13 protein-coding genes are annotated in these 13,605 nt (G+C 41.3%); 1 reads left to right on the top strand and 12 read right to left on the bottom strand.

The genetic code is table 11. The features are described from left to right. Positions 1–2: 2 nt before the first annotated feature. The 9 genes from AC58VC_RS08060 to AC58VC_RS08100 all read right to left on the bottom strand — a co-directional run bounded on the left by AC58VC_RS08060 (position 3) and on the right by AC58VC_RS08100 (position 8,486). Entirely contained in the window at positions 3–203 is a 201-nt protein-coding gene (locus AC58VC_RS08060) for a hypothetical protein (RefSeq protein ID WP_497368319.1), read from the bottom strand. Next, entirely contained in the window at positions 200–1,291 is a 1,092-nt protein-coding gene (locus AC58VC_RS08065; RefSeq protein ID WP_497368320.1) for a GerAB/ArcD/ProY family transporter, read from the bottom strand. Before AC58VC_RS08065 ends, AC58VC_RS08060 begins: the two co-directional genes overlap by 4 nt. Positions 1,292–1,301: 10 nt before the next feature. Beyond that, positions 1,302–2,417: a Ger(x)C family spore germination protein gene (locus tag AC58VC_RS08070; RefSeq protein ID WP_497368321.1), complete on the bottom strand. Its 1,116-nt coding sequence runs from the start codon at positions 2,415–2,417 to the stop codon at positions 1,302–1,304. A gap of 14 nt (positions 2,418–2,431) precedes the next feature. Then, positions 2,432–3,856 (bottom strand): spore germination protein, encoded by a 1,425-nt coding sequence (locus tag AC58VC_RS08075; protein ID WP_497368322.1) that lies wholly within the window; start codon positions 3,854–3,856, stop codon positions 2,432–2,434. Positions 3,857–3,989: 133 nt separating this feature from the next. After that, positions 3,990–5,132 (bottom strand): acyltransferase domain-containing protein, encoded by a 1,143-nt coding sequence (locus AC58VC_RS08080; protein WP_497368323.1) that lies wholly within the window; start codon positions 5,130–5,132, stop codon positions 3,990–3,992. Between the two features lie 227 nt (positions 5,133–5,359). Then, positions 5,360–6,604, bottom strand: a complete 1,245-nt coding sequence (locus AC58VC_RS08085; protein ID WP_497368324.1) for a DUF4153 domain-containing protein — start codon at positions 6,602–6,604, stop codon at positions 5,360–5,362. A gap of 3 nt (positions 6,605–6,607) precedes the next feature. After that, the gene (locus AC58VC_RS08090; RefSeq protein WP_497368325.1) at positions 6,608–6,835 is read right to left on the bottom strand and encodes a helix-turn-helix domain-containing protein; all 228 of its coding nucleotides are present in this window, start codon (positions 6,833–6,835) and stop codon (positions 6,608–6,610) included. A gap of 10 nt (positions 6,836–6,845) precedes the next feature. Next, the gene (locus tag AC58VC_RS08095; RefSeq protein ID WP_497368326.1) at positions 6,846–7,328 is read right to left on the bottom strand and encodes a DUF2975 domain-containing protein; all 483 of its coding nucleotides are present in this window, start codon (positions 7,326–7,328) and stop codon (positions 6,846–6,848) included. Between the two features lie 177 nt (positions 7,329–7,505). After that, positions 7,506–8,486 (bottom strand): hypothetical protein, encoded by a 981-nt coding sequence (locus AC58VC_RS08100; protein ID WP_497368327.1) that lies wholly within the window; start codon positions 8,484–8,486, stop codon positions 7,506–7,508. Between the two features lie 131 nt (positions 8,487–8,617). Between AC58VC_RS08100 and AC58VC_RS08105 the strand changes: the two genes are divergently transcribed. Next, positions 8,618–9,718: a GerAB/ArcD/ProY family transporter gene (locus tag AC58VC_RS08105; RefSeq protein WP_497368328.1), complete on the top strand. Its 1,101-nt coding sequence runs from the start codon at positions 8,618–8,620 to the stop codon at positions 9,716–9,718. A gap of 245 nt (positions 9,719–9,963) precedes the next feature. On the opposite strand, the gene AC58VC_RS08110 is transcribed toward AC58VC_RS08105, so the two are convergent. From AC58VC_RS08110 to AC58VC_RS08120, 3 genes are all read right to left on the bottom strand, one after another. After that, positions 9,964–11,112 carry a Ger(x)C family spore germination protein gene (locus AC58VC_RS08110; RefSeq protein WP_497368329.1) on the bottom strand — a complete coding sequence of 383 codons (1,149 nt, stop codon included), beginning with the start codon at positions 11,110–11,112 and terminating at the stop codon, positions 9,964–9,966. Positions 11,113–11,154: 42 nt separating this feature from the next. After that, the gene (locus AC58VC_RS08115) at positions 11,155–12,687 is read right to left on the bottom strand and encodes a spore germination protein (protein ID WP_497368330.1); all 1,533 of its coding nucleotides are present in this window, start codon (positions 12,685–12,687) and stop codon (positions 11,155–11,157) included. A 134-nt stretch (positions 12,688–12,821) separates the two neighbouring features. After that, positions 12,822–13,595 carry a pirin family protein gene (locus AC58VC_RS08120; protein ID WP_497368331.1) on the bottom strand — a complete coding sequence of 258 codons (774 nt, stop codon included), beginning with the start codon at positions 13,593–13,595 and terminating at the stop codon, positions 12,822–12,824. Positions 13,596–13,605 lie beyond the last annotated feature (10 nt).

Here is a 13,605-nt window from a genome sequence, read left to right on the forward strand (position 1 = left end):
TTTTATTGTATGCTATCAATCATCCAGCCAATTGCTCTGTTCAGATCAAGAGGAGAATGGAGAACGATGCTTGCCCACAGCACGAAGCCAATACACGTAATAATAGTGAATACCCACACCTCTCTGGCATGCATGCGCAGATATCGCAAGACTATGAATCCCACAACTAAAAATGCTGTAAACGTTCCAACGAGACCAATCATATTGCACTTTCACCTCTTCCTTTGCGCATCCAAGTAAACACTAGCATTAGAATGGGGAAACCGATACCGAACGGAACATAATAAATAAACAAATAATCATGAATCCACAACGCATTCTCAGCTATGTTTGAGAACAATAGCGAATAAGCGGAGATAAAACCTATCAAAGGGAAGGCAACAACGGCACGACTACGGATGGCAAATACTTGGCAAATAGCCGTTACAGCAAAGTAATATATGGCACTCAATTTTACAAAGACAACTAACAGCATGTTCATGGAAATGATGGATTCAAGATGCTCAATAAAGCTGGAAAACTCCATTTCACGAAATATTGTATACTTCGGATAAAGGAGATGGGACGACCTGTAGACACCTAGAATTCCAATCGCGAAAAAAACAGAAAGTGCGAGTTGAAAGCCTCCAAAGAGCGTCCCGCCCAGAACGGCTAACTTCAGCTTTGATCGAACTAGTGGGAATATCATCATACAAGCAACTGTCTCCAAGAAAGGAAAGCCAAGGGCATATTTGGTTTCAACAAGCGTTTGCCAAAAATGAAAATCAGCAGGAATATGAAAATTTCGCCACTCCCATTCCTTTAACATGACGGCATAAGGAAGCCAGAAGGAAATGGATATGTAGGGTACGATAAAGATGCTAACAAGCGATATCGATCTTATCCCTTTCACTGCCGCATAAGCGCACACCACAAGGGTCATAAGATGAAAGACCGTTTGAGGTGTCCTTGGCATCATCGTCACATGTAAATAATCACTTACATTTCTCGTTATCCACGCAGCAATCTGGAGAAAGAAAATAATATAGCAGACGGAGATGAAACCGCCTGTATACTTACCAAATAGTTTGTTCAATATTTGTACAAGAGAAAGACCCGGATGTTTTCCAGAAATGTAAATCCAGACAGTCCCAACAAGAACACCAAAAGCCGCACCCCATAAATGAACAAGCCATCCGTATTGCTTTGCATCTGCGATCGTGGCGTTTGGCAGCATAATAAAGGTAGTCCCCACGACAAAACATGTCACAACACAAAACATTTGGAATGGGCTTAATGCAGTTTGTTCCAACGCAATTCTCCTATTCATACGGTGTAATGGTGTTTCCTACAAAGTTAAGCTTTGAACGGATTTCAAATTCGACTTGAATATCTTTCCATCTGTTTCGGCCTTGTTCCGTGTCGCCGATTCCAAGCATGTCCCAATCTTTCTTTATAGCGAGCTTAACGAACTCTTCGCACTTCTTTTGGTATGATCTGTTAAATTCTTGCTCGATTTCCCTAATGTTTTGGACGGTTAATTTTTTGTCCTGCTCATTATTTATTAAGCCCATTTTGGTATGCATTCGAAATTGAAGTCTGTCTTTCGTTAACCATTTCCGCTTGATTTGAATATTACGTATCTCTACCGCAATTGTTTCGCCATTTACTTTAAACGATTCTGGTTTACGGTTCGCATATCCGTTTAATACGTAATAATCGGTCTTGATCTCATCACTGACCTTTCCGACCATCTTAGCCCCTATAAATACGGCTCCCCCACTAAATTTTAAACTTTGCTTCGTTGCATTGATGTCTTCCAGACGATCCGATAGAGAGGCAGAAGCATCCCCTGTATAGTGAATAATGGGTATAATGGTCGGTCTGCTGAAAGGAATTCCTGCAACAATATCCTTCATCCTCGTTGGCAACTTGTTAATTCCCAGTCTTCTAGCATGCCAATCCAATAATAAACGGATATTTCTCCCTGGAACCCGGTCTAATAAGGTGAACGTATTTATCACTTTGGAAACGGGATCTTCAGATACAATCGCATAAACATTCGTTCGCCGTTCCTTGTAATTTTCCAAATAATTAGCCATTTTGAATAAGCCTTCTCTTGCCATACGCTCTGATACGACATAACACTGCAGATGCGAGGTATATAAATTTCTGGACATGACTGCGCCGGTTTGTTCCAATGTACGCCCCATGGTTGGGGAGACAGTCTCATACGTGTAAACAGCTGCTTTAGACGGGCCTGATCTACGGGCTTCAATACTGGGTGGATTAAGAATTTGATAAAAAGCATGGAAGATTCCTTCCTCATCCCGATCTATGGCGATCATGTCGACGATAGCTAGTTGGTTAATTTCTTTCATATCCCAGCATCCTGGACAAGCTAACAAGACGGATATAAGAATTAGGAGTTTTTTCATCACATCAAATCACCTTACCCATTCCCCTTACTTCGATTACGGTTCATTAATGGCCGATTTATACGGATAAAGGTGTCTTTCCATTTCGAAATCTTCAGCGGTGCAACCGGCGAAAAATACGGAACGTCTAAGGACCGAAGCGATACCAAATGGATGAGCAGTACAAAAACGCCGCACATGATGCCAAAAAAGCCTAATATACCAGCTAAAAACATAAAGACAAATTGAATGAGCCGCTGAGCAATACCAAACCCATAATTCGGAGCAACGAAATTAGCAATCGCGGTTAACGATACAACAATGACCATTGCAGCCGACACGATACCTGCCTCTACCGCTGCTTGGCCAAGCACCAGTGCGCCTACAATGGATATCGCTTGACCGGATATTCTTGGCATGCGCAGTCCGGCTTCCCGAAGGACTTCAAAGATAACCATCATCCCGAAAGCTTCTACTACGCCTGGAAATGGCACTCCTTCCCTTTGGGATGATAGGTTAGCAAGCATCGACGAGGGGAGCATTTCTTGATGATAGCTTGCCAGGGAAATAAATAAAGCAGGCGTAAAAACAGATATAACAAAGGCAAGCATACGGAGCCAGCGTAATAAGGTCGCAATATCAGCTCGTTGGTAGTAGTCCTCGGACGTGGAAAATGACTGAAAAAAAGTAATAGGCCCTGCTAAAACATTAGGTGTCCCGTCCGTAATGATGGCAGCCTGTCCCTCAAGCAATCTTGCAACGATGGCATCGGGCCTTTCTGATGACATGAACTGAGGAAATGGCGTCAGCGTCTTATCCTGAATAAATTCTTCAACGTAGGCACTCTCGAGAATGCTGTCTGTTTGGATGGCCTTCAATCTTTTACGAAATTCATCAATTAATGCAGGCTTAGCAATCCCACTCATATAGAGGAAACAAATCGTTGTATTGGTTTCGGTGCCAATCACCATCTCCTCAATCACCAATTTTTCGCTTTTAAGGCGTTTACGAATGAGCGAAACATTGCGCCAGCAATCCTCGACGAAGCCCTCACGCGGTCCCCGGACGACAGATTCTGTTTCAGGCTCTGTTATGCTGCGGAGTTCTTGCTTACAGACACTTATGGATACTCCATTTTGTCCGGGTAAGGCCACAATACATTGCCCTTTTAGCAATTCTTTAACAAACGTATCCGCGCCGCTCACTTCTTTAATATCCGCTTGTTTAAATGCTGCAAGTAACCAATGAAAGGGGTCTTGGCTAGCCATCAGCGGGGAGTATGGCGCCATAATGCCAGATATGACCAATTTATCTATCTGCTTTTGATCCGTAATCGTATTCAAATACATGCACGTTACTTCGATTTGTTCCTGAACGGTGTATGTTTTTATAACAAGATCAGGTGAATCGTTCAGTCTTTTTCGAATGATTGTCGAGATACTTTGTATGTATTGATCCATCCAGAATCCCCCTTCTTTAGCTAAGGTTCCCTATCCCCATTTCTTCCATTCATAAATTCCCAGATATGAAAAAGGAGTACCGACAGTAGTCAGTACTCCTTTTTCATATCTAATTCTATAGCAAGATGGCATTTCATTTATCATAGGATACTGTTCCAAAATCACCGCATAAATCAAGAAAGATCCCATTCATATCAAATATCTCTTTATCTTCTTCTAAATAAGTAAGAACTTGTTTCCTTAGCGATGTGTCAGGTTTGGCATCTTGTACCTCAGTCAATTCATTAAATACAAAATTCCATAGGAAACGTACTGAACCCGCAGTCGGATACAGGTAGAATTGCTGCTGGAACTTTATGATATTGCTGGAAGGCGGCAACATCTCCCGAAGTTGGGGAGTAAAGAGCCATGTATGGCAAACCATCCCTTTGTACTGGACCTCTGGAAAGTAGGTGGCATAAAATTCCTTCGCTTTTAAATAGGTCTCTTTGATAGATTCCATACTAAAAGCAGTATCTCTTGGGATGTGGATTTCAAGCAGAGTGTCATCCTTGTCTAAGACTTTTGCCCATTCATCCCTTTTAAGCTTTACTTGGTCTCGTGAGCCTTTACCAATGGGAGTAATCGGATGGCCAATGAAATCATCTTCCGTTTCCTCATATTTCGTCACAAAACCATCGGAAGTCTTCTCTTTTTTGCATACACCTTGCATATCACCGTTTGCTCTTAACTCCATTCCTTCACCACATAAGAGCACAAAACTTTCTTCTTTGGCATTATAAAAGCCTTTGACGACTCCCGAAAATTTGGTAGCTATAAATTGCATGCCGCCAATCCGAAACATTCTGGCTTCGAGATGCCTCCAGATCCAGCTGAAATTTCTAATCGCATAGTAGCCCACTAGATTATAGGCATTTTGCACCCAAACTCCGATATCCCTTAAGGTTTCTACAAATAACTCCTCACTTAGTCCCCACTCGGAATACTTCTGCTCGGCAAGTGGCAGTCTTTGTAAGGCTGCATGCAGATAAAATAAGGAAGCTTCTTTACCGAAGGTTTCTTCCACGTAAGGATGAAGGGTCAATGGTTCCCAAACTGTCGTCCAGTAGCCACTTTCTATATTTTGTTTGTAAAATTCCATATAAATATCCAAAAGTTTTTGATCATTGTTCAATTTATTGGCGATGTCCACCAATATTTCGGTAGCTCCTTCAGGCATGAGAATTTTCCTGCAGTAATGTTGTGTTAAGTCTGGTGATAATAATAAAAATTCCATGAATGTACACCTCTCCTATTAAACAATTGCAAATTAGCCAGTAAGCAGTGTTTGTATGTAGTTGTAGCTGTAACCACCTCTTCGTTGATACAGCTATTAACTAACAAGTTTACAGCATGTAGGAGGTTGCTCGCAATAAGATCTAATGATAAGCAGCCTGCCGCGGCAAACTACTTGTTCTATCACCAATGAAATTTCATACACTTCTTGGATAATAGAGTCTTCTACTAAAAAAACAAAGGAAAAGTAAATGCAACGAAAGCTGCCCAAAGTCCGTAGATCGGCAAATACTTCGTAACCGCGTCTTGGATGGCTGAAAGCCCTGTTTTATTTTGCAGAAAACGCATATACGAGATCATAATCCATATTAGATTAGCCCAGACAAGGATGTTTACGCCAAGAACAGCAATCCTGTTCGGCGTAATCCCATACGAAGAAAGCCTGAACACAATGGCAGATAAAGCCACACTGTCAATGATAAGCGCAAGGATAATTAGCGCAAAATTGATATAATCAGAAATGTTCTTTCTCTCGTCTTTGCCACTCTCCGTAATCGAGAATATGGTGACAGCCAAAACAATGAGAAGTACTCCATTGAAAGATAAGAGGAAATCGCGATCCATGAATGGATTTTTCCCAACCCAAATCACCGTTACAAGATAGGCTAACAAAGTGACCAATACAAGAGGACTAAAAATTTTGGCTATATAAGGTGCAATATTTTTAGCAAGTTTTAGATTTCTTGATACCAGATAGGTAGCCACGATTGCGAGCGCGGCAGCACCGAATAGTACGACGTTTCTAAAATAGAAGTCCGCTATATCCATTCCGACAAATCGAAACAACTGCATGGTTAATGCGGTTAACAGACCGCCGCTGATTGCCATGATGGCATAGAGGATGCCAAATTCCCCATTAAACTTAAGAAAGGCTAATCTTGTTTGGCCTCTGCCAAATTCATTTCCAGTAAAAGCCAGACCTACTAATACCCATAAGAAAATGGGAAGGTGGATATAAGCCAAGATAATACTGTCATTTTGCTCGAGTGGCAGCATATTAAGGTAAACCCCTGAGATGATGAATAGCGCTGCAAGGATATACAGAATACTTTTTCTAGGGAAATTATTGTATACAAAATAGGCAGCCACAAAAGGAAGAATTCCAAAAACAATGTTCAAATGGGCGATGGATTGCTGTTCAGCAAACTGAAAAATGATTCTGGTGACTAGCCCCGCCAGAATGGCCAAAATGCCCATGGAAATGAAATCTTTTTGGAACAGCGATGCTTTCACTGTATGCGTAGATTCCTTGAAATTCAGTCTTTCATACCAAATCGCGAGAACTTGTGAATCGGGGTTTAGCTCCCACGCGTGTGAGAAAGACTTTCTGAAAGCTTCAGGATCTTTTCTGAACATGCTCTCCAATTCATGAGGGTTAGCCAAGTTTTGTATAATAACATTGCTAAACTCCATGTGTTAGTCCTCCTCTTCCGTGTCGCCGCTATCTTGATATTCTAAAATGTCGCCAGGCTGACAGTCTAAAGCTTTACAAATCGCCTCTAAAGTTGAGAATCGAATCGCTTTAGCTTTTCCATTCTTCAATATGGAGAGATTCGCCATTGTGATGCCAACCCGCTCCGTAAGTTCGGTAACGCTCATTTTTCTTTTCGCCAACATCACATCAATATTAATAATAATTGCCATAAGGTTCACCTCAGACCGTCAAATCATTTTCAGATTTTATATCAATAGCTTCTTTCAAAAGCTTCTGGAGAACGGCTGCAAAAACGGCAATTACCATAGAAGCAAAAATCATGACCAACCCGATCACAATGATACCTGGGGCATCATCTTTCTCTGCTATAAGATAGAAAAGCGGCAAACCAATCACGTACAAGCCACTGAATGTAATTGCACAGTATTTGATTATCTTAAGAGCTTGAACCGATAGTTCAGAGAAGGCTTTGCTCTTATCAATGTAGTCTAAAAGTTTAAATGCTTGATACAGAGCAAAGTAAAATGGAACAGCCGTTGCATACAAATCAATCGAAACTAAATAATTCAAATAACCATGATCAGGATATAATTCTACGGCATAACTCGCTATCTTCGGCACCAAAAATATGCACAATGCCAGCACTGGAATTCCAATCAGAATTAATACTATCTTTAAAAAAAGCGTTGATCCTCGTTTCATAACATGCACCTCACTTCGTTATTTTCGATTCTTAATTTAACATATAATTTATCGTTTTTCAATAAATAATTGCTGAATATAGCTATATATTTATTCTTTATTTGAATTCCATGTTGATAAACAAAAAAAAGCACTCCTCATTATAAGGAAATGCTCTTCAGTCCTTCATACTCACTATCACCCATAGTTAGCCGTGTACACTTCCAGAATTTTGGCATCCAGCGCCGTTCGACTCATTTGTTTCAATCCCGTATGAATGATGCGGAGGGCTTTATCATTCAACTGAGCGCCATCCCCAATCATGTCCAGATCTCCTTCATATTTCAGTCCTGCCTTGCTGTCGATATCAACTTTCATTGAATCATCATCAATAAAAGCGGGCATTGAGAAAATATGAATGATTTTTGCTGGTTTCTTAAGCGCCATCTTCTCCTTGTAACCATTTGCTTCGCTTTTACTTTTCGTGATAAAAGAATGGCCCTTACTCCACTTATTGTAAGTAGCGTTGGCAGCTGCGTTGTCACGGCCATGCGTGCTGATCCCTGAACCTTTGCCGCCTTTACTCGCTTTTATGCCGCCTGCAAGAATATTAGCGACATTTTCCTCAAACGTTGCATGATAGAAGATCGTTCCAGCTAACACCGCTTTAATCGCTACCTCAATAGCTCCTCCGGGATCGGCGATCGTATCGGTAGCCTGGTTTTTTCTTGGGTTCAGGAACATAGCTTTGAAAGGTGCTCGATTTACAATGATTTCTGCGAGCTCCCTTTCGGTATGTGATGTGTCCACGTAAACCGCCATATTTTCCTTTACTATTCCCGCGTAATTCGGCATTTCATCTTTTCCTTCACTTCGATCCCTCATTTTCGTCCATAGGGCACTAAGCTTAATATGCGACCAGGTCTCTTTGGTATCATCATCAAGCGATCGTTGAATGACAGTCCCTTGAGCAGTTTGCGGCGTGATTTTTCTTTGAACCATATTTGCCACAGCTTGATTGCCAATCGTGCGTTGAAGCATCATCATTTGCGATACACTCGCCATGGATTTCTTATCATAACTTGGTTGATCGGAAGTTGTTGTAGCGTCCATGGACTTGTTAGAAGGACTAGATATACTTATTTGCCGCGCTGTATGTTGACTTCCCGCTAAACTCATTATTTAGCCCCTTTTCCTCAATAAAGATTCCATTTCACAGAAAATTATACCTTATTTATTGGAAAATGTTCACTTATTTATTAGAGGTAAGAGGGCATAATGGAAAGATCTGACTTGCAAGGAGCACACCAATGGAGTCCACTGAAAAAATAACAGGAACTCAATTAAGCTTATTAATTTTTTCTTTTATAGCCCCTACGGTCATTCTTATCATACCGGGCTTGATGGCAGCAATCTCAAAGCAAGATGCTTGGATAACGATTTTTCCTGCGATTATGATCGGAGCATTAAGTATCTGGGTGATGACAACTTTATCGAAACGTTACCCGGGTCAAACGATTATTCAGTACAGCTGTCAAATCCTTGGTAAATGGCCGGGTAGATGCATAGGCTTTTATTATATTTATTACTGGATTAATTTTGATTTCATCATTCTGAATCAGCACGTACAGTTTATCAATACGGTGCTGCTCATGAGAACTCCTTCCATCGTTATCAGTCTGACGCTAGCAATCTTATGCGGGATAGCCGTCTATATGGGGATAGAAGCTATCGCAAGATGTAATGAGTCTCTCTCCTTGCTCATTCTTGTTTTGTTGATTCCCCTCTTGATCCTCATGCTCTCGGAGTCAGATCCGGAGCGGCTCCGTCCAATACTGAGCAAAGGAATTGTTCCCGTCCTTCAAGGGTCCTTTTTCCCGACAGCTTACTTAAGTCAATTTTTTATATTGGGGTGGCTTCTTCCATTTTTGAATCAACCGAATAAAGCAACCAAAGCTTCGTTCGTTTCGTTGTTTATTATCTCTGGCCTTCTCGCCATTACCATTTTACCGCTGATTATGGTCTTTGGACCGTTAACGAAAAAATTGACTTTTCCAGTACTCAGTGTCATTCAGTATATTGGTTTAAAAGGTAGCTTTGAGCGCTTAGAGGCTTTGGCGGTAGCCATATGGGTTATGGGGTGTTTTATTAAAATATCTCTGACGTTTTTTGTCATATGTCTAAGTTTAGGTCATCTTTTTAACATTAAAAATTATAAGGACTTTATAATCCCCATAACGATTTTATCAGTGATTGGTTCGATTTCAGTCTTTGTCAATTATTCAACAGACTTGTCAAACTATCTTAATTATACGTACCCTAGCTATGCCTTATTTTCACATTTCTTATTGCCCCTAGCCTTACTCCTGATTGATACAACGAAGAGGCGCTGGAAGAAGTTCATGCGTTAACATTCAGTGTTTTAGAAAAAAATTACCAATCGGCTGAAAAATAATACTTATTGGAACTGTTGTGCTTGAAATATCAATATGGGCTAGCATTAATATGCCTAGGATTGTACATATCCCCATTAAGCAACTATAAATACCAGCTGTTTTCGGCTGGTTTTTCGTCATAAATGTCTGAACTTTATAGAAAGTCCAGCCGAACATCACAATAATATGTATCACTATTAGTAAGATCATTCTAGAATCTCCTATTCATAGAAGGAAGAATGTACCATTCCCGCTCCTTTTAACTTTAAATGAACTTCGATTGATATATCTGCCTCAGGAAATTGCGTATCCCATTCACTCTTCAAAAGAGCCCACTTGTTAGGGCTATTCTTATAAATTTCTTGGCCGAAGCCCACGCTATCAACTTTATATTTCTTTTGGATTTTAGATACCAAATCTTGAACTTGTTTTTTGGCTGTATCTTCCAGCGCCTTCTTAATTAGTTTCATATTGTTTGGATCATTGATATCCAGCGAGGAAGTGTTCTCAACCAAACTTCCTTGACCCTCCAGCTTGATTTTAAAATGAACGGACTCCTGCTCCGTTTGCGTAATTATTTTACCTTTGGTATGGATTAGCATCATCCCGACTTCCCCAGAACTTTGAGGTACTTTTGCCGTGATTGTGCCGTACTTCAGTTTGTCAGTCACCCACATGAATGCGAATGTTTCGTTAATATCTAATAAACCGGATAATTTGTAACCTTTAAAAAAAGCGGCGCCTGCAACCCTATATATCTGCTTATGCGTCTGATTAGAGCCGAGCTCAGGTTCAATTAAGCCTACAACAGGGTTAACCCCTTCACTATCAGATGAAATAAAAAAATCTCGCAAGGTTACGGCTACATCATCTCCCGAAAGTTGCAATTCTTTGGACACTTCACTTGGGATTTGCTTTAAAAGAGACTCCATCTTCTGATCGTTTTTCCCATCGCCGTCTTTCACAACCATGATATAGGCTTTCAAACGATTTCTTGGGTCATGCGTAAAGATATCCAATAAACCATCAGTCCCATGTCTCGCTAAGCGTTCACTAATAAACACAACACTGCGGTGAGAGTAAAACAAACTATGTGAGCTTTTCTTTTGCAGCTTTTGATGAACTTCATTACCCGTTTCTCCTTCTGCGAATATCACATAAGAATTTTGATTATTACTGCTCTCTCCACCACTCATTCCACCTTTGGAAGAGGAAGGCGCAGCGATTTGCAGATAACATATGATGTTCCCATTATCCGCTAGGTCTAGCGCAGTAGCCGTAACAAAGGCAATATCATTCATTTCCGTACGATCCCAACACCCGCTAATGAAGATGAGTACTAGAAGAATGATATATTTTGGTATTCTCATCTCATTCCCCCCAATCCATGTGTCGCCTCAATCTCTGAATGGTTACTTCTGCTCCCCCTCTTGATTAGGTCTTAGTGAAGGGCGGAATTTCGCCCAAATCGGTATCCGGATTAGGACATCCTTCAGAGCCGAAAGCTTAAGAGGAGCAATTGGCGAAAAATAAAGACTCCCGAAGGAACGAAGGTTGGTCACATGCAGCATAATGGCTAGAAGTCCCAGAACAATGCCATAGAGGCCTAACGTACCAGCTAAGAATAACATTGGAAAACGAAGTAAACGGATCCCATTTGCGAAGCTGTATCGAGGAATCGTAAACGCAGAAATCCCCGTAATGGACACGATAATGACGACAGGAGCAGATATGAATCCTGCTTGAACCGCGGCTTGACCAATGACTAAACCCCCAACAATACTGATCGCTTGGCCAATCTGTTTAGGTAGACGAATTCCAGCTTCTCTTAGTGCTTCAAATATGATTTCAATTAATAAAGCTTCAATCATCGCTGGAAAGGGAACAGCATCCCGTGAAGAGGCAATACTCAGCACGAGATTAGTGGGGATCATCTCCTGGTGGAAGGTTGTAATAGCTACGTACATGGCTGGAGCAAATATAGCAAAAATGATAAAGAGGAATCGTATCCAACGTACAAAGGTAGCGATTGGCCAACGAATATAATAATCTTCACTCGCCTGGAGTCCTGTCCAGAATGTCATCGGTACCACGATTACAAAAGGGGTTGTGTCAACAAGAATGGCTACTTTACCTTCAAGTAATTCAGCAACCACGACATCTGGGCGTTCTGTGCTATGGACTTGGGGAAATGGTGAATAAGGTTGATCCTCAATAAACTCTTCAATATACCCTGAGTCAAGGACACCATCCAGCTTTATTGGCTTCAGTCTTGCTTTTACTTCGTCAACAACGGTTTCGAGTGCAATCCCTTTGAGGTAGGTAATGGCGATTCGAGTCTTGGAAAGCTCGCCTAGAGTTATATATTCAATTTTGAGCTTTGAAGTTTTGAGTCTGGAGCGAATCAAACTAACATTAGTAGAAATATCTTCAATGAATCCATCCCTTGGACCGCGGATAACGGGCTCGGATGACGCTTCGTCAATGCTTCTCTTGGATGTACCAAGAATGGAAACTGTCGTCACAATACTGCTGCCCATCGTAAGAATAGCAGCATGACCTTCTAGGATGTTACTAATGACTTCAGATACTTTTGTCGTGCGACTCGTGGTACCAATAGAGATCATCTCACTTTTCAGATCCCCAAATTCTTTCGGATATGTATCACTTGTTACGCTCGTTAACAATGGTTTTATTACATTCTCTTCAAGTGTTTTTTTATCGATCAAGTTATCTATGTAAACAATGAGCCAATGCATGTTCTGGTCAACAGCGATCCTTCTGTATGCCAGGTCAGCACAATCTTGAAATGTTTCTTGCAACAACTTTTCGTTTTGCTCGATATCTGCTGAGAATTGGGTATGATTGTCTTCCTCCAGCAAAGAATTTTTCATACTAGGAGGATATTTGTGTGTACTGAATTTCCCTAATTTTAACCAGCCCATGCACGATCCCCCTAGTTAACACAATCAATGCTATTATTCCGAATCGAGGAAAACCTATACGAATGTCCTTACAGAGCAGTAGGCGGTTAGCAAAAAAAGACAGAGTAACATCGCTGCTACTCCGTCCCTTATTCTTATCTTGCTTTATTATACAAAGGATATTCGACATTCGTCGGGATTTCAATGATAAACATTCGGAGCTTCTCACCTTCAGCGCGAACATTCACTTCTACTTCTCCTTCGGTTTGTACGATCGAAAAGTCTTTATTTTTAAAGGAAACACGATTTGCTTCTGTTGTCCATATGGCACCCGTCTCCCCGCGAAACGCTAATGCTGCGAATGTACGGTTTGGCATAAGTCGGTGAACGTAAGTTGCCCCAACTTCAACTTCGATATCGTACATTTTTACGTCGGTTACGAGTTTTTGAATGGGAGAACCTTCCCCTACTATCGTCTTCACGTTAATACCCCCCTGGGAATTTCGAGGGAAATCTTCGTTTTGGAAAAAGGTATATATCGGTTTGCGATTCAATGCATCATCGAGATAGGGTTCCAGCCAGATTTGAAAGCCTTCATACCCCGGGGTGACGTTCTCAGCGTGCTGCATGCCCGATCCTGTTTGCATCAATTGAACGTCACCTGATTCGAGCGTACTCTCGGTGCCGAGTGTGTCGCGGTGAGTACCTTTACCGCTTATACCGTAACTAAGAATCTCAAAGCCCTTATGAGGATGAAAGCCGATGCCGCCTTCCTTAAGCGCCTGACCCCATGCCCAATAAAAAAGAGGGCCAAGCCGAACGGTGGCAGCTCCTTGACCAGAAAAACCTAGCGGTTTCTGCGCGAAAATTTTCCCTCCGTCAAATGATTCTTTCCCTTGAAACTCTGGACCAAGAACCTGAATATTCATTCTAATCTCT

The sequence above is a fragment of the Paenibacillus sp. J22R67 genome (genome assembly GCF_059692175.1).